This is a genomic window from Absiella sp. AM09-50, assembly GCF_003433845.1.
GTDB lineage: Bacteria > Bacillota_I > Bacilli_A > Erysipelotrichales > Erysipelotrichaceae > Hoskinsella > Hoskinsella hominis.
Genome location: NZ_QVFI01000007.1, coordinates 91746 through 109946, shown reverse-complemented (window position 1 = coordinate 109946; position 18201 = coordinate 91746). Strand labels below are relative to the sequence as shown.

The window sequence follows — 18201 nt, the reverse complement described above, 5'->3', positions numbered from 1 at the left end:
TTGTTTTATTTTACCAGCTCTTTAAATTGATCTAAGGTTTCTTTGAAGAATGTAAAGGCATCATCATATACCTGATCATCTCTTGGATCAACACCAGCATGAATCAATTCATCTAAAGGTGATTCACTTCCTCCTTTTGTAAGGAATTCACGATAAGCCTGTACATCTCCTTGTTGGATGCGTTTCACAAAGGATAATGCCACAGACATTCCCAAAGTATATTTATAAACATAGAAGTTGTAGTAGAAGTGTGGAATATAGTAACAGCCATAGCGTTGTAAATCATCGACTTCTACACTATCTCCAAAATATTGTTTATTTAAATCAAGGAAATGCTGTGTAATCTTTTGTGAAGAAATGACTTCTTTATTTTCTACCCATGTATGCAGATCATATTCAAATTTCGCATACATTGGCTGACGATACAGCGTACCGATTAACTGTGTTAAAAGATTGCTGAGGATATAAGCTTTATAGTTGTTATCTTTGCTTGTTTTCAACAAATAGTCATTTAATAAGACTTCATTTACTGTACTTGCGACTTCTGCCACAAAGATACGATAACCACTATTCATGGCACGATTGTTTTCCCATGAAAAATAGGAATGCATGGAGTGTCCCAATTCATGTGCCAGTGTACTTAAAGATTCATAATCTCCATTGAAATTGGTCATGATGTATGGCTTAGAATCGTAAGTACCCCAGGAATATGCACCACTGCGTTTTCCTTTACATGGCATAAAATCAATCCAGCGTTCAGCTTTTGCTTTGTGCAGTAGTTGAATATAATCATCCCCTAAAACCTTTAATGCTTCATCCATAATATCAAAACAATCATCAATCGAATACTTCACATCCACTTCATTTACCAGTTCTAATTGAATATCATAAACATGTTGTACATCTAGTTGTAGTATTTCTTTACGTAATGAGAAATATTCTTGTACATAGTCATGGTATTTTTCATTTCCCATATATAATACTTTATGGAATAAATCTTCTTCTACACCATCTTCAAACAGGCTGGCAGATAATGCATTCTTGAAGTTTCTTGCTTTTGCGAGCAGAACTTGTCCTTTTGCGTGAGCACTTAGTGTATTCATAAAGACATTTTGATATGTTTGATATTCTTTAAAGTAATGTTCAAAGGCCTGTTTTCTAACATCTACATCTTTATTTTGAAGGAAAGATATATAAGTAGCGCCATTTAAGAATTCTTCTTTCCCATCTACAATGACTGGCTCAAAGTTTAAAGGAAAGCTTCTAAAGGTATCTTCTGGGCATTTTGCCAATGTGACAACATCTCCCAATAAGGCTTCTGTTTTTTCATCTAAGCGATGAGGAATGGTACGAAAGATTTCAGACATCGCATAACGGAAATCTTTACAATCCTCATCCTTCAGATAAGTTTCAATAGCATCTTTTGATGCGATAATTTCATTGTCAATGAAGGTTAAAGAGCTTGTCTGTAAATCAATCAGACTATTTGCCTTTGACAAATTTTCCTGTACAGCTTCATTTTCTGAATCCACATCCACACACATACTGGCATATACTTCGATGTTTTCCATATAACGCATAAGTTCCTCACGTGTATTCATGAAGGCGATAAAGCTGTTTTTACTATCCGCAATATGCCCTTTAAACTGGCATAGCTTATGGATATATGCCTTTGCTTTTTCAAATTGATCATCAAAGGCTTTCTGATCCTTAAATAATCCACTTAAATCCCATGTAAGTTCTGTTTCAATTTCATTTCTTTTCATGTCGTTCACCTCTTGTTAATTTCTTTCTTTTTTTATTTTTTTTCCACCGAAACTGTAGCCGGTGTTTTTTCATATAGATACGCAATGCAATATATAAGGATAATAATATCAAAAGAATCACACAAGGCACTATTAGATAACGCATAATATAGTTTGTGCCATTTGTCTTGATACTGTTATTTTCAATAATATTATCACTTTCCTGCAAACGGGTATTGGTAGTTGAAACAATCGCAAAACTTCCGATATGTTCACTCTGGAAGATAATACGATCTTTTGTCTGGCTTGTTGGCAGCTGATATACATCTTCACCATCAATGTAATAGATACGATATTGACGATAGTTATGTTCTTTAGGTTTTTGAATAGAGAAAAGCATTTCACTTTTTCCCTGTAGACTGCCAAAATCATTTTTTCCTGATATTGTAAAACATTCATCCAGGCGAACATAATTGGCATCCGCAACCTTTTCCACAAGGGCTTTTTGTTCTTTTCCAATTGTATCTTTTACCTGTAAGATAATCGTTTTAGGGAACAAGTGATTTAAAAAGCTTTCATCCTGTATGGCTAAAGATAACCCAGATACCGCAAGGTCATGGCTTTTATCTTTGATCACAACACTGTAGGAAGGATGCAGGTTTTCCTGAAAGATTTGATCCAGCATACGAATCTGGGCAGCAGTGAAGATATTTACATCAGCGCCCCGCATATCTTTTTGAAATTGTTCCAGCTGTTCCATGGATTCTTCACTTAAATCACGTTTTCCAGCATAATTTTTAATGATTTCATCTGCTGTGGAAGATAATGTTTCATTTTTCTTTTGACTATCTTTATCTACTTCTATTTCATAATGTATGGTGTATCCGGCATAAGTGATATCTAACACCTGTTTTCCTGTCTTTTTACTATCATAGCCTGATACCATTTCACTTTCTATTGCGACTTCTTTTTTATCGCCATTTTCAAAAGTAATACTAAGCATGCCATCTTTTACATCTAACAATTCCTGATAAGTATACTTTGTTTTCGGTTTTTTAGATATTGTAACATCTTTCACCTGATCATAAATTGCCCGATAAGTCGTAGTTTCTGTGGCAGCTTGTACCTCTTTATCCCATCCCTTGAATAATGCGTGTTCTTTGACAGGAGTCGTAACACTAGGTATGATACCATTTTTTACCTGTAATGTAACACTTTTTTGATTAGGATAAAATGTACCGCCGTTTGCGTCAAAGGTAATGTCGATATAATTCACATCAGATAGTTGTTTTGGATGAATTATGGTCTGTATGTTTTCAGCTTTGATATAACCATAACTGTCTTTGAAGGAATATGTTCCATCATTTACACGTTTTCTATCTTTATTTAATGCGATATCTGATTGTACACGATACCATTGACCATCTTTGTTTTTTATTTCTTCCAACAAAACAAAGCTAAAGGTTGCGCCTTTTTCAATAGTATAAAGCTTTTTGCTTTTCGTATCTGCACTTGTATACACACTAATTTCTTTCTGATTACTGATTCCTAAAGCATATTGTGATTGATCTTTGCCACCAAGTGCTTCATCAATTTCCATTGCATATTGGGCTGCTTTTTCTCCCCAATATGGATCAGAAGCATATTTTACATTCATGCCTGCACTTTTATCCCCAAAGAATCCACCAGCATAGGGAAATTCATCAGGATTGGTATATGACTTTGAGATATATTGAACATCATGCGCATAGACACTTGCGTTGATACTTTGATAACGACTGGCATTTTTTTCTACATCGCTGTCATATGCTGCATGTCCAAACAGGTTATTGCGCTGATAAGCCAGTACACTTTTACCGGTTGCACTTTCATTCATGGATAATCCCAGATTCAACAAGGCATTTGCGCCATATTGATTTTGATATTGCAGAAAGGCACTAATCGCCTGTGGCAAATTGGATTGTGTCAGAATATCATGAATCTGATTATCCTTATCATAAAAAGATGTGATGGAATGATTGATTGCCAATTGATCTTTAAAGTATGCGTCCAGATCTTCTTTTTGATAATTACTGGTGGTTCTTTGAGAAATATACTGGAAATAGTTATAGAAAGGAGAGTCTTTATTTTTAGATTGTTTATGTGTATCATCACGATAATCATTGATCATCTTTCTAAAATCTTCATAAAAATAATGTCCATCATAGCTGTAATATGTTTTTCCTTCACTAAGTCCGCTCACATCTTTTTCAAGCTTTACACTGGTATCATAATCTAACGCATGGATATCAGAAGATATATGGTGATATAAATAGCCGTCTTTGACAGAATACGTACTGCTTTTGGATACTTGTTCGATGGGATAAATCGTAACATCCTTACCTTCTGCCCATCCAATAACACCACTCAACATGAATTTTACCTGATTATCTCCATAATTGTATTCAAGAAAAGCCGCATCTGCGCCATAACAGCCATTGGTGTATCCATCTTTTCCATTGGCATCATTGCGATATTCAACATTGAAGCTGCAATCATCCGCCTTTTCAAAACCGACAACACCATATTCAATAGTCAAAAATGATGTACCATAGGTAATTCCCAGATTGTTGTATTGGTTTTTTAATAACGTATGAGAAACTTTTGCTTCACCATAGGAATCATATGTTTTAATAATTTCTGTTGTGCCATCTTTTGTGACATTTACAACATGATATTTCGCATCATCGCTTAATGTATCTTCTTTTGCGGATAATGGCTGTATACATAATAACAGCATCATGAAACAGATGCCGATCGTTAATATTTTTTTCATGATGGACTTCCTTTCATAAATTCTTACTATCATTATATCCTGTTTCGTATCCGCTTTCCTACCATAAAATGAAAATTCATGGAAATTAAGAAAAAGATAAGAAAAACTGTACAAAAATGAAAAATTAAAGTGTGTTTTTCCAATTTATCGAAGCATACTAAAGATGAGGTGATGATAATGGATAAGGAAAAGTTAATGGAAGAATTAAATCAATTATTGAAAGGATGTCATATGGGCGCAGGCGTATTTGAAAATCTGGCAGGTAAATTGAAAAGTGAAGAATTGAAATTAGAATTTGATCGTATCCTGCGTATTTTAAAAGTTCATGAAAGAAAATTGACAAGACAAATCAATACCAATGGCGGGGATGCTGCGGATGATGCTGGGATGATGGGTTCTATGGCAGAAATGATGAGTAAAATAAAAAATCTGTCATTGATGAATGATACAGAAGTGATCGCAGAAGCAGTAAAAAGTATTGAAATGGGAGAAAAAGCCATTCGTGATTTTGATGACTCTCACTTTACTTTAGATGAAGAAATGCAGAAAACCATTCGTATTATGGAGGATGATTATAAAAGTATTTATTATAATCTGCATAAATATCTGATTGAATTAAAGTAAAACCAAGGTAGGAAGCAGCTGGTAATCTGCCGCTTTTTTAGTTGACAGCTTCTTTTGTCTAATCAAAATGAAATCAAATATCGTATGCATTATCTAAAACTAAGTCATCAAAAAGGAAAACAGAAATTCATAAAAGATATGATTAAAAATATATCAGCCAATGTTGTGGCAAAGTCCCTGTAAAGTCATAAGGGATATCACAGAAGATGATTATAAATATGATCAGAAAAATCAATTGATCGATATCAAATGATTCTGATTGAAAAAGAGGGATGGTTAGGATACAATAACATAAGGAAATAAATGAAAAAAGGATGGTAAATATGAACGTTACAGAAAGATTTTTAAAATATGTTGGATACGATACAGAATCAGATCCAGCATCTACTACAACACCAAGCAGTTTAAAACAGTTAACACTTGCGAAAGCACTTGTGGAAGAAATGAAAGAAATGGGAATACAAGATGCGTATGTTGATACATATGGCATTGTATATGGAACAATTCCAGCAACCAAACAAGGTGTAAAAACAGTTGGATTTATTGCGCATATGGATACATCACCGGATATGAGTGGCAAGGATATCAAGCCAAGAATCATTGACGAGTATGATGGTGGTGTCATCGTTTTAAATGAAGAAAAAGATATCAAGATGGGACCAGATGAATTTGATTCTTTAAAAGATAAAAAAGGCAAACGATTAATTGTCACTGATGGAACCACATTATTAGGTGCGGATGATAAAGCAGGGATTGCGGAAATATTAAGTATGGCAGAAATTATTATGCAAAGTGATTGTCCACATGGAACAATCAAACTGGCATTTACACCGGATGAAGAAGTAGGACGTGGCGCTGATCACTTTAATATAGAAGCATTTGGCGCAGATTTTGCGTATACCGTTGATGGTGGAGAAGTAGATAGTGTGGATTATGAAAACTTCAATGCGGCTAGTGCTGAAGTAGAAATTCAAGGAAGAAGCATTCATCCAGGAGATGCAAAAGGTAAAATGATCAATGCATTGCTTGTGGGAATGGAATTTCATTCCTTATTACCTGTCTTTGACAATCCTGCCTATACAGAAGGCTATGAAGGATTTCATCATTTGACAGATATGCATGGAGAATGTGAGCATGCACAGCTTTCTTATATCATTCGTAACCATGATGAAGTTCTGTTTGAAAAACAGAAACAGCAGTTTAAAGATGCCGCAGATTATATAAATAAAAAATATCCAGAGGGTACAATTACTTTAACCATCAAGGACAGTTATGCAAATATGCGTCAAATTATTGAAAAAGATATGTCTATCATCACCTTAGTGAAGGAAGCAATGAAACAAGTTGGCATTGAACCAACCTCTCATGCGATTCGTGGTGGTACAGATGGTGCACGTTTAACATATGATGGACTACCTTGTCCAAATCTTGGTACTGGTGGATATAATTATCATGGAAAATATGAATTTGCATGTATTGATGAAATGGAAAAAAGCGTTGAGCTGCTTGTGAAAATCGTAGAAAATATCGCAAAATAACAAAGAGGGGATGATTATTCATCCCCTTTCATCATCTTCAGCAAGTTCTGATTTAATTGTAATACCCAATAACTTCACAAGTTCTAAGGCCTGTTGTTCACTCACAATGACACCATTTAATTTATCCTGTGTAACGCCAATGCCTTCAATATCACTGCTGGCAAGATCCATTCCAGATAACGCTGTATTGTAAAATTCACTTTCATTGAGTCGGCAGCGGTCAAAAATCGTTTTATAAAATTCACACTGAACAAAAGAACTGCTTGTGAAATCACTGTTTTCAAAAACTGTCTGTTTAAACTTGTTGCCAGACAAGTTGGCATAATTCCCTTTACATTCTTTAAAATATACATTTTTTAATGTAGAATCTAAGATCTCAATGCCGGTAATGCGGCAATGTAGAAACTGTGTACGATGTATCGCACCTTCTTCAAAATGCAGGTTGCTGATTTCACAATTCTCAAAAACAACATCTACCATATCTACTAATGGAAAATGACAATCCTCAAAGAATACATTCTTAAATACACAGCCATCCAAATGTAAACATTCCACATCTAAAGAGGAAACCATAATATCTTCAAAAAGTTTTCCCTGTACATAAGGATCTTCATGAATACAGCTTTCTAAATCTGTTGCTTTATCTAAAAGCGACCCAATCTTTGGTTGTTCGATTTTCATAACCTATCTTCCTCATTTCTTTTATGCATATTGTATCGTATCCAAAGGAATTATAAAAGAGAATTTTATAAAGCTGTTTATTATCGTTTATAAAAACAATCATTTAAAAACGATATACGCTGTTTTACATGTGTATGGACAATTTTTTTGTGAATGGCAGCATCATATGCATGATAGGTTCCCTTTGTATCATTGATTATCACCTTTGCACCAGCAGCTTGTAAACGTAGACCATAGAAGATACCTTCATCATGTAAACAATCAAATTCTGTAGCTTCCATATAGGTGTTTGGTATTTTGGAAGGAAGTACATTTTGCATAGGGGAAGCATTTCTTTTCATTTCTTCATTTGAATTTCGTAAATACATTTTCCACATACGCTGATTATTTTTCGCATTCCATATTGGCGTATCTGTATATTTTTTCATGGATTCACTTTGCATATCCGCATCCACTGCTGGGTAAATCAGCATTTGGGCACAGGGTGTTATTAAGTTTTCTTTTTCAATATGATTACATAATAATGCTGAAAGACAAGCACCTGCACTATCTCCACCAATGCCTATACGATTTATATCAATATTGAGCTCATCCCCATGATGCATAAGATATTGATATAAGGCGAGAACTTCTTCATAAGCGGTTGGATAAGGATATTTGGGCAATAAATGATAATCAGGGAAAAATACTTTACAGTTAGCTTCTAAAGCATAAAGACATGCATAGTGTTTGTGAATCATACTTGCTTTATAACTAAAAGCACCTCCATGAATATATAGTAAGCATGGTAGTTTTTTTGAACTATCTTTTGGTTCAAATACATGGGTTTTTAATGACAAATGATTCACTTGTATCGTAAATTTACTTTGCTTGATTCCTTTTGGAACTTTCTTCATATGAAAAGCGATACTTTGAAAAATATTGGCTATGTAAATCACTGCTTTATTATATGGAACACGATGAGCATTGTTACGTAACTGCGGGTGAATGAATTTTTTATAAATCATGGCTTTTACCTCTTTATATGGACTGCGCATCAGCACATCTATTTCAAAATACTTTTTTTATTATACCACATAGCATAATCAAGGAAAAAGTCCAGCCTTGTTTTTTATAAGCATATCATTCATAAAGTCATACAATCCCGTTTTTTTCATTAGAACCCTTTTTTGTAAAAGAGAATATATTTTTTTGCTTAAAAATGCTATCGTTTAATTGAAAAAGATGATATTCGAATTTCTTTTATGATATCATCTTATTTACTATTCTAAGGAGGTTAGATAGGAGGAAAAGATATTTGTCTTACTATCTAAATCTTTATATGAAAAGTTTGCCATTTTATAGAAAGGATAAAGGCGATGAAAAAAAAGTTTTATATCGTAATTGCTGTTATAATAGGAATGCTTGCTATGTACATTTTTTATTCAACACATTTTTATGGGAAAGATTCAAGAGTTAACCTATATCAATCATTAGAGGAATATAAAACTGCAGAACATATAGATTTCTATGATTTTTATGATCCATTAGAATACATTGTTAATGACAAAAAAATTCATATATCTGAATACCAAGATTTATTGATTATTACGCCAATTAGATTTAGGAATCTTTACTGTACTTTTCATATTGTTCATGAAGAAAATGAAAACAATCCTACTGCACAGTTCACAAGAGAAGGAACCTCATTATCAGTAGTATCAAAAAATAAGGAAAAGAAAATAATAGAAAACATTGCCGTATATTATAGTGATAATCAACGTGAAGGTGAAATACCAGCTTATTATTTTATGTTCCAATTAGATGGCATCGTATATAGTATCATTGTTGAAGATGAACATCATATGTTTAGCAGGGAAGAAATGTTCCATAAAATGTTTGATTATTTTGAGATGCAGTTCAAAGAAGCATAAAATAAGCACCTATGAATGGAATCGTATCTGAACGATACTTACACCAGTGATAGGTGTTTTTTTATATAGTGTATCATGAATACTTTTTATGGGGTAAAATCATATTTTATATATAACTGTATGTTCATAAAGCATAATCAAGGAAAAAGTCCACCCTTGTTTTTTGATGAAAATTAGATATAATGTGTCTTATGGGATTCATCAAAAGATGAAGGAAAGGATATACATATGGATCATATTATTGAAGCGATTGCCAGCGCACTGAATATTAGTGTGAAGCAAATCAAAAATACATTAGGCTTACTGGAAGAAGGAAATACTGTACCATTTATTGCCCGTTATCGTAAAGAAGTAACAGGTGGATTAGATGAAGAACAGATTCGTGTGATTCAGGAAAATTATGCTTATCAGGTAAATCTGGAAAAACGTAAAGAGGATGTATTGCGTCTGATTGAACAACAGGGTAAATTAACGGATGAAATCAAGGCAGATGTGATGAAAGCCGAAAAGCTGTCACAGGTAGAAGATATCTATCGTCCATATCAACAGAAACGTAAAACCAGAGCAACGGATGCGATTGCGAAAGGCTTAAAACCATTAGCGGAATGGATCTTAACACTTCCAAGAACGGCGGATATCGAAGCTGAGGCAAAGAAGTATATCAATGATAAGGTAGAAACAATGGAAGATGCTTTGCAGGGCGCAAAAGATATTATTGCGGAAATGGCGAGTGACGATGCACAGGTGCGCTCACGCATAAGAAACAGCATGGAAAAATATGGACATCTTGTCACAAAAGCTAAGAAAAAACATACAGATGAGAAAAAAGTATACAAAATGTATTATGAATACAGTGAACGAGTATCTAGTCTTGCCAACCATCGTATCATGGCGATTGATCGTGGTGAAAAAGAGAAAGTGTTGAATGTTTCCATTGATTTTGATGAAGAATATATCATCAACTGGACAATCAATAAATTTACCAAGAAGCGCACAAGTCCAGTAAATTATTTGATTGATGAAGCTGTAAAAGATGGGCTGAAGCGATTAGCTTTTCCAAGCGTGGAACGTGAAATTCGTAATGAATTAAGTGAAAAAGCACATGAAGCATCTATCGAAGTATTCTCCATGAACTTAGAACGTTTATTATTACAGCCACCAATGAAGAATAAAATGGTATTAGGATTTGACCCGGCTTTTCGTACCGGTTGTAAGCTTGCGGTAATTGATCATACAGGAAAGATGATTGATGTCAGTGTGATTTATCCTCATCAGCCAAATGCGAAAGTAAAAGAATCACAGCGTATCATGCTGGATTTACTAAAGAAATATCCAATTGATATCATTGCGATTGGTAATGGTACAGCAAGTCGTGAAAGTGAAGCTTTTGTGGCAAAATTAATCAAAGATTATAACTTAAATGTTTCCTATACAATCGTCAGTGAAGCAGGTGCATCCGTTTATTCCGCAAGTAAGCTTGCACGTGAAGAGTTCCCAGATCTGCATGTAGAACAGCGTAGTGCGATATCTATTGCAAGACGTATTCAGGATCCATTAAGTGAATTGATTAAAATTGATCCACAATCTATTGGCGTTGGACAGTATCAGCATGATTTGCCACAGGCACGTTTAAAGGAACGATTAGATTTCGTTGTCAGTAAAGCAGTTAACCGTGTTGGTGTCAATGTCAATATGGCCAGTGCGGAATTATTAAAGAATATTTCTGGATTGAATGCATCCTGTGCGAAAAATATCGTAGCATATCGTGAAGAACATGGTGAAATTCATAATCGTAAAGAATTAAAGAAAGTGCCAAAGATTGGCGCAAAAGCCTTTGAACAGGCAGCTGGTTTCTTACGTATTGAAGATGGAGATGAAATGTTGGATCGTACCAGCATTCACCCGGAAAGCTATGATCTTGCGAAAAAAATTTTAAAAGAATTAGATATCAAAGAAGAAGAAATGGGCAGTGCAAGTGCTGCGGATAAAGTAAAAGAAGCATCTGTAAAAAAACTGTGTGAAACATTAGAAGCAGATAGCTACACTGTAAAAGATATATTAGACAGCATTGCGGCACCATTACGTGATTATCGAGATCAGTATGCCCAGCCAATGTTAAGAAGTGATGTATTAGAGTTATCGGATCTTCACATTGGACAACAGCTAGAGGGTGTTGTAAGAAATGTTGTGGACTTTGGGGCCTTTGTGGATATCGGATTACATGAAGATGGTTTGGTACATATTTCAAAGATGAGTAAACAAAGAGTATCTCATCCTTCTGAATTAGTTGCTGTCGGTGATATCGTAAAAGTCTGGGTATATAATATTGATGAAGAGAAACAGAAAGTACAATTGAGTTTTTTACAGCCATAATCATGAGAAAGTCATTTTTGAAAATAACAAAAATGGCTTTTCTTTATACCGGAATAGGAATTGTTTGATATAAATAAACAAATATAATATACTTGATAATGGTAAAAGATTTAAATGTGATGGGAGATGCGTATGGATAATAAACAAAAACTGGTTCACATCCTTTGTGAAAGAAAAGAAGCAGTATCTTCAAAAGAATTAGTAAAAGTTTTAAATGTCAGTGATCGGATGATTAGAAAATATGTTAAACAGATTAATTGTGAATCAAAACCTTTTATCATCTCTGGTAAAGAAGGATATCAATTGATTAAATATCCTGCTTATATTTTTGATTCACATATAGATCAGCAGTCTACAAGGCTTGCTTATATTCTTACAGCAATTACTGATGAAACAAATGAAATAGATATCAGTAGTTTAGCGGATGAATTAAATGTCAGTATTGCCACGATAGAACAAGATATAAAGCAAATCAAAAATTTGTGTAAAAACACAGATCTTCAACTAACAAGGTATCAAAATGTGTTTAAACTCAAAGGAAAAGAAAGTGAAAAGAGAAAACTCTATAAAAAAATATTGATTCAGGATCAAACACAATATATCTTTGATTCTCAATATTATCAACAATTCTTTTCTTTAACAGATTTAGATAATATCCGTAAGATCATTGAAAAAAATTTAAATATGTCAAATTTGAAAATGAATGAATTTTCTATGCTTAATTTATCCATGCATATTGGCATTAGTGTAGAGCGTATTTCCATGAATAATCTATTATCTGAAAATGTTATATTGCATTCAGAAAAAAAGTTTGACGATCATATGCGGGTTTTTGCGCATCATTTAATAAAAGATATAAGCCAGCAATATCATATCGAACTAAATGAAGATGAATATGCAGAACTAGAATTTGCTATCTTATCAAGAGTTGTGCCAAATGAATTTCTACAGGATCAGGTTGTGCGTGTAGATAAATATGTTCAACCACAAAGTGTAGAATTTGTCAGACAGCTTGTTGATAAAATATCACGGTTATATCATATTGATTTTTATAATGAACTTTTTATTGCGCAATTTGCGCTTCATATAGAAAAATTAACCATACGATTAAAAACGAATACTTTACAGGAAAATCCATTATGTCAAACCATAAAAGAGGAATATCCAACTTTGTTTGATATTGCGGTATTTATCGCAAACGAAATACATAAGGAATATCATGTGGAATTAAATCAGGGAGAACTTGCGTTTTTAGTACTGCATTTGGGAAATGCAGCAAATGATATTATCAATACAGCACCCATGATCGATTATCATGCAGCTTTATTATTTCCTATGTATTATGACGCAGAAAAGAAGCTGATTTCTTATATATTAAAACATTCCAGAGAGCATTTAAACATAGAATGTTATCATGATATTAAAGATGTTAAACTAGATCAATTTGATTTTATTTTAAGTGTTTATCCTTTGCATTTAGATGTAAAAATCCCAGTTTTACAGATTCATCCATTGCCTCATGAAGGTGATATAGATAAGATTGATGATGTTTGTAGAACTTTAAGAGATTATAAAGCTTATGAAGTAATTGAGAAAGCTTTTCAAGGTTTTGATGAAATTTTTTATAAACAGGAAATATACATGGATAATGAATATGATTTTATTCATGCGATTTGTGAACCATTAAAAGAATCACAGATCATTCATGAACAATTTATAGAAGAAGTATTAGAAAGAGAGCGATTGTCTTCTACTTATATTCGTAATGGTATTGCGATTCCTCATTCTAGTGGTATTCGGGCATTAAAGAATTTTGTGGTTGTTATTAAAAATCAGAAGCCAATATTGTGGGGGTCACATAAAGTGTCATACATTATTCTATTTGGAATGACAAGTAAATCAAAGTTCCTTAACACTTTTGATATATTCATACAATATCAAAAACAACTGATTACATATATTAATCTTCAATATAATAAAAGTCTTTAAAGGGTGTTCCGCATTAAGCGGAATACTCTTTATTTTACAGAATAAGGATTTATTTGCATAATATAGGTGTCGCTAGCGAAAGAGATATCATGAATATAATAAAGAGGAGAGGATTACATATGATCACAATCATAGCAGATAAACTGCAAAAATATTTATTGCCAGTTGCTAATAAAATTGGTTCAAATCGTTATCTATTAGCAATAAAAGATGCTTTTCTGATTTCTTTACCATTTACAATGTTTGGCTCCATTATTCTTGCGCTTGTAAATATACCTTTTTTAAACAAATTAATCGCAGAAGATACAATCGCAGCTATTCAGGCGGCAGCAGCGCCAATACAGAATGTTACGTTTAATGTAATTGCGGTTATTGTGGTACTGGGTATTGGATATAGTCTAGGAAAATATTATAAATCAAATCCAATTTATACAGCCATTTCATCTTTAATAGGATTTTTGATGGTAACACCTACAACAACTTTATTTGAAGAAAATGTTGTGACAGGAGTCTATGAATTAAATAATTTAGGAACAATGGCTATTTTTTCAGGCATCATCATGGCAATCTTATGTACAGAAACTTATCGATGGGTCGTGGAGAAAAATCTGGTAATTAAGATGCCAGATAGTGTTCCGCAGCTGGTAGCGGATTCTTTCTCATCATTTATCCCTGTAGGAGCTGTATTATCTATTAGTTTTATCATTCAATTAGGCTTTTCATTCACTGGATTTCAAACAATGAACGCATTTATTTATGAAATGATTCAAATACCAATTTCTAGAATTGGAAGCAGTTTTACGGCAACCATGATTGCGGGTGCATTATGTAATTTGTTCTGGTTCTTTGGTCTGCATGGAAACAGTATTGTTTATAATTCCGTATTAAGTCCTATTTTTAAGGCACTTTCCATAGAGAATCTAGCTGCATTTCAGGCACATAAAATGATTCCAAATGTTATTACTGAAGAATTTGCGTTTTATTTCGGCGGTTTTAATGGTAGTTTTATAGCATATCCTATTTTGATCTGTATCATTATTTTCTTCAAAAAGAAGAAAGAATGGAAGAAACTTGCAGAGGTATCTATGGTTCCTGGAATCTTTAGTATCTATGAACCAATCGTATTTGGATTACCATTGATGTTAAATCCAATTATGTTAATACCAATGTTGTTAACACCAATGTTGTCATGTGCCATCAGCTATTTTGCGATGACGGTTGGTCTTGTGCCATTATGTACTGGTGTTTCTATTCCATGGACAACGCCTATGATTTTAAGTGGTATCATCACAACGAACTCTTTACAGGGTGGAATATTGCAAATTGTGATCATTGCTGTATTAACAGTGCTATGGTATGTATTCTTGAAAATTGCATATAACGGAGATAAAGATAAGGAGAAGAAAATTGAAAATGAATAATATTATATATGATAAAGTATTGGGATGTTTATTAGGATGTGCAATAGGCGATGCAATGGGAGCAGTAACAGAAAATTTAACATTTGATCAAATAAGAGAAAAATATAATGGTAAAGTTACGGAAATGCTGGTGCCTGATAAAAGTGCATTTGCCTATGGTAATTGTGCAGGACAAGTAACGGATGATTTTTCACAAACATATTTATTAACACAGCAAATTTTGAAACATGGGAAAGTTGAGAAAGAGGCAGTGGAAGATATGTTGATTGATTGGTCACATATGCCGGTATATTTTAATCGATTTGCCGGACCAACCACTAGAGCAGCGATTGCTGCCTTACAAGAAAAAATTGGCGAGAAGAAGCCTGATACAGAGAAAAAAGTGGTGGATTATGCATCACAGGCAACCAATGGAAGTGCTATGAAAATTGCACCAGCTGGTTTATTTGCTTACGATTGTATTGATGAGGCTGTGCAAAATGCATTTTTGATATCCAGTGTTACCCACAACAATCAGCTTGCCATCAGCGGAGCATGTGCAGTTGCAGCATTTATCAGTGCTTCACTTAAACCAAATGCCACTTTATATACAGCCATAGAAGCAGCCTTTTATGGCGCTGAAAAAGGAGAACAATTAGGTATGCAGTATGGTCATACAGTTGGCGGAGCAAGTGTTAAAGAGCGAATGAATCTTGCCATATCCATCGCCTTATCCGGTTTAGATAAAGAGGTAAAAATGCGTAAGCTTTATGAAATAGTAGGTAGTGGCTTACATATTTCAGAAGCTGTTCCAGCAGCAATTGGTATTATCGTTGCCTGCAAAGGAGATCCTTGGGATACAATAGTTGAGGCAGTTAATATTGGTTATGATACAGATACAGTAGCTGCGATTGCTGGTTCAATGGCAGGCGCATTAAATGGAACAAGGAATATTCCTGATGGCTATTTGGAAATAGTAGAAAAAGCAAACGATATGGAAATACAAAAACTTGCGGAAAAAGTCTGTGATTTTATAAAAGAAAAATAAAATATATTTTTGCAACCATAATGTAAACAATGAAAGAAAGCATAGATTTCCATGAAAATTGTGAAAAATATGCTTTTTTTCACTTTATACAGAAATTTCTTTGATATATGTGATGATTTTTAGTATAATGTAGGCGGTCAAATAAAGGAGGACTATGCAATAATGTCAGATTTAGAAAATTTGAAGGAACATGCGACGAATATACGTAAAAACATTGTGAAAATGGTGACAGCTGCAGGATCTGGACACCCTGGTGGATCTTTATCTTCAGTTGAAATCCTTACATCTATTTACTTCACACAGATGGATATCAATGCAGATAATTTAGAAAGCAACAAGCGTGATCGTTTTGTATTAAGCAAGGGACATGCATCACCGTTATTGTATGCTGTCTTATGTGAAAAAGGTTTTTTGAGTGAAGAAGAATTGATGACATTTAGAAAGATTGATTCTCGTTTACAGGGACATCCAAGTATGCGCAAGCTGCCTGGCATTGATATGTCTACTGGTTCATTAGGACAGGGAATCAGTGCTGCAGTCGGTATGGCTCTTTCAAATAAATATCACGATCTTCCATATCGTGTATACACACTACTTGGAGATGGAGAATGTGAAGAAGGAGAAGTATGGGAAGCAGCTATGGCTGCCGCTCATTATCATTTAGATAATTTAATCGCAATTGTTGATTTTAATGGTCTACAGATTGATGGGGATATTCATGATGTTATGAATCCTACACCATTAGATGAAAAGTTTAAAGCATTTGGATGGAATGTCATTACATTAGATGATGGAAATGATATGGAGCAGGTGTTGGATGCACTTGAAACTGCGAAAACATTAGAAGGCAATCCAACGGCAATCATTGCGAAAACAGTAAAAGGTAAAGGTATTTCTTTCATGGAAAATAAAGCAAGCTGGCATGGTGTTGCGCCAAGTGAGGAACAATGTGCAGATGCTTTAAAAGAATTGGAAGGAGGAAACGCATAATGGCAAAGATGGCGACAAGAGAGGCTTATGGGCAGACACTTGCTGCATTAGCTGCTGAAAATGAAAATATCCTGGTATTGGATGCGGACTTATCTGGTTCTACTAAAAGTGGAATGGTAAAGAAAAATAATCCAAATCAACATTTCAACATGGGAATTGCAGAAGGCAATATGATGGGCGTTGCGGCAGGTCTTGCGGCAAGTGGAAATATTGTATTTGCCAGCAGTTTCGCAATGTTTGCGACTGGACGTGCTTATGAACAGATTCGTAACTCCATTGGCTATCCAAGATTAAATGTAAAAATCTGTGCAAGCCATGCAGGAATTACAGTAGGAGAAGATGGCGCAAGTCATCAGACATTTGAAGATATCTCTTTAATGAGAGGTATTCCTAATATGATTGTTGTATGTCCTGCTGATGGTGTAGAAGCTAGTAAAGCGATCAGAGCTGTTGCGGCATATGATGGACCTTGTTATGTAAGACTTGGAAGAAGTGCTGTAGAAACAGTATATGATGAAGATATGGATTTCCAGATTGGAAAAGGCAATGTATTGCGTGCTGGAAAAAAAGTAGCGATCATTGCTTGTGGAATCATGGTAGAGCAGGCACTTGCTGCCTATGATATGTTGAAAGAAAAAGGCTATGAACCAACAGTTGTGGATATGCACACAATTAAACCAATTGATGAAGAGCTGCTTGTATCTTTAGCTGAAAATCACGATTTATTTGTGACTTGTGAAGAACACAGTGTAATTGGTGGTTTAGGTAGTGCTGTGGCAGAAGTTCTTGGTAAGAAAGCACCAAGAAAGATTGCTATGGTAGGTATGCAGGATACATTTGGAGAAAGTGGAAAGCCTGCACAGCTGCTTGAAAAATATGGAATGACAGCAAAGGATATTGTAAAAGCAGTAGAAGAAAATATCTAAAAAAAGAATTGGTTACCGATACTTCTAAATGAAGTAAGGTAACCTTTTTTTGTTTGTCAATATACCTAATAGGTATATTTTGATAGAAACATGAACTTTTTTAGCATTATTTATGCTGAAACTTCGTAATTTTACCAACCTTCTTTTATAATAGTAACA

13 protein-coding genes are annotated in these 18201 nt (G+C 34.1%); 9 read left to right on the top strand and 4 right to left on the bottom strand.

Going from position 1 to position 18201, the window contains the following annotated elements:
* Positions 1-5: 5 nt before the first annotated feature.
* Both pepF and DW114_RS08500 read right to left on the bottom strand, forming a co-directional pair.
* Positions 6-1766, bottom strand: a complete 1761-nt coding sequence (pepF, locus tag DW114_RS08505) for an oligoendopeptidase F (RefSeq protein ID WP_117453347.1) — start codon at positions 1764-1766, stop codon at positions 6-8.
* Positions 1753-4560, bottom strand: a complete 2808-nt coding sequence (locus DW114_RS08500; RefSeq protein WP_233509427.1) for a glucosaminidase domain-containing protein — start codon at positions 4558-4560, stop codon at positions 1753-1755. The genes pepF and DW114_RS08500 overlap by 14 nt, the downstream gene beginning before the upstream one ends.
* 177 nt (positions 4561-4737) lie before the next feature.
* Between DW114_RS08500 and DW114_RS08495 the strand changes: the two genes are divergently transcribed.
* Together DW114_RS08495 and pepT are read left to right on the top strand one after the other, a co-directional pair.
* On the top strand, positions 4738-5184 hold the full coding sequence (locus DW114_RS08495) for a DUF2383 domain-containing protein (protein WP_117453346.1): 447 nt from the start codon (positions 4738-4740) through the stop codon (positions 5182-5184).
* 323 nt (positions 5185-5507) lie between these two features.
* Positions 5508-6722 (top strand): peptidase T, encoded by a 1215-nt coding sequence (gene pepT / locus DW114_RS08490; protein WP_117453345.1) that lies wholly within the window; start codon positions 5508-5510, stop codon positions 6720-6722.
* Between the two features lie 18 nt (positions 6723-6740).
* On the opposite strand, the gene DW114_RS08485 is transcribed toward pepT, so the two are convergent.
* Entirely contained in the window at positions 6741-7403 is a 663-nt protein-coding gene (locus DW114_RS08485; protein WP_117453344.1) for a pentapeptide repeat-containing protein, read from the bottom strand.
* Positions 7404-7483: 80 nt separating this feature from the next.
* Positions 7484-8410, bottom strand: a complete 927-nt coding sequence (locus DW114_RS08480; RefSeq protein WP_117453343.1) for an alpha/beta hydrolase — start codon at positions 8408-8410, stop codon at positions 7484-7486.
* A gap of 351 nt (positions 8411-8761) precedes the next feature.
* Here DW114_RS08480 and DW114_RS08475 point away from each other — a divergent pair, with 351 nt between their 5' ends.
* The 7 genes from DW114_RS08475 (at position 8762) to DW114_RS08445 (ending at position 18042) form a co-directional block, all read left to right on the top strand.
* Positions 8762-9316 carry a hypothetical protein gene (locus tag DW114_RS08475; protein WP_117453342.1) on the top strand — a complete coding sequence of 185 codons (555 nt, stop codon included), beginning with the start codon at positions 8762-8764 and terminating at the stop codon, positions 9314-9316.
* Between the two features lie 228 nt (positions 9317-9544).
* Positions 9545-11689 (top strand): Tex family protein, encoded by a 2145-nt coding sequence (locus DW114_RS08470; protein WP_117453341.1) that lies wholly within the window; start codon positions 9545-9547, stop codon positions 11687-11689.
* 132 nt (positions 11690-11821) lie between these two features.
* Positions 11822-13678 carry a BglG family transcription antiterminator gene (locus DW114_RS08465; RefSeq protein WP_158552215.1) on the top strand — a complete coding sequence of 619 codons (1857 nt, stop codon included), beginning with the start codon at positions 11822-11824 and terminating at the stop codon, positions 13676-13678.
* A gap of 119 nt (positions 13679-13797) precedes the next feature.
* Positions 13798-15099, top strand: coding sequence for a PTS sugar transporter subunit IIC (locus DW114_RS08460; protein WP_158552216.1), 1302 nt, complete (start codon positions 13798-13800; stop codon positions 15097-15099).
* Entirely contained in the window at positions 15092-16126 is a 1035-nt protein-coding gene (locus DW114_RS08455) for an ADP-ribosylglycohydrolase family protein (protein ID WP_117453338.1), read from the top strand. Before DW114_RS08460 ends, DW114_RS08455 begins: the two co-directional genes overlap by 8 nt.
* A gap of 162 nt (positions 16127-16288) precedes the next feature.
* Entirely contained in the window at positions 16289-17116 is an 828-nt protein-coding gene (locus DW114_RS08450; protein ID WP_117453337.1) for a transketolase, read from the top strand.
* The gene (locus DW114_RS08445; RefSeq protein ID WP_117453336.1) at positions 17116-18042 is read left to right on the top strand and encodes a transketolase family protein; all 927 of its coding nucleotides are present in this window, start codon (positions 17116-17118) and stop codon (positions 18040-18042) included. Before DW114_RS08450 ends, DW114_RS08445 begins: the two co-directional genes overlap by 1 nt.
* The last annotated feature ends 159 nt before the right edge of the window (positions 18043-18201 follow it).

Bases quoted from the DNA above. Each gene is read 5' to 3' on its own strand.
- pepF (WP_117453347.1), bottom strand. From the start codon at position 1,766: ATGAAAAGAAATGAAATTGAAACAGAACTTACATGGGATTTAAGTGGA.
- DW114_RS08500 (WP_233509427.1), bottom strand. From the start codon at position 4,560: ATGAAAAAAATATTAACGATCGGCATCTGTTTCATGATGCTGTTATTA.
- DW114_RS08495 (WP_117453346.1), top strand. From the start codon at position 4,738: ATGGATAAGGAAAAGTTAATGGAAGAATTAAATCAATTATTGAAAGGA.
- pepT (WP_117453345.1), top strand. From the start codon at position 5,508: ATGAACGTTACAGAAAGATTTTTAAAATATGTTGGATACGATACAGAA.
- DW114_RS08485 (WP_117453344.1), bottom strand. From the start codon at position 7,403: ATGAAAATCGAACAACCAAAGATTGGGTCGCTTTTAGATAAAGCAACA.
- DW114_RS08480 (WP_117453343.1), bottom strand. From the start codon at position 8,410: ATGATTTATAAAAAATTCATTCACCCGCAGTTACGTAACAATGCTCAT.
- DW114_RS08475 (WP_117453342.1), top strand. From the start codon at position 8,762: ATGAAAAAAAAGTTTTATATCGTAATTGCTGTTATAATAGGAATGCTT.
- DW114_RS08470 (WP_117453341.1), top strand. From the start codon at position 9,545: ATGGATCATATTATTGAAGCGATTGCCAGCGCACTGAATATTAGTGTG.
- DW114_RS08465 (WP_158552215.1), top strand. From the start codon at position 11,822: ATGGATAATAAACAAAAACTGGTTCACATCCTTTGTGAAAGAAAAGAA.
- DW114_RS08460 (WP_158552216.1), top strand. From the start codon at position 13,798: ATGATCACAATCATAGCAGATAAACTGCAAAAATATTTATTGCCAGTT.
- DW114_RS08455 (WP_117453338.1), top strand. From the start codon at position 15,092: ATGAATAATATTATATATGATAAAGTATTGGGATGTTTATTAGGATGT.
- DW114_RS08450 (WP_117453337.1), top strand. From the start codon at position 16,289: ATGTCAGATTTAGAAAATTTGAAGGAACATGCGACGAATATACGTAAA.
- DW114_RS08445 (WP_117453336.1), top strand. From the start codon at position 17,116: ATGGCAAAGATGGCGACAAGAGAGGCTTATGGGCAGACACTTGCTGCA.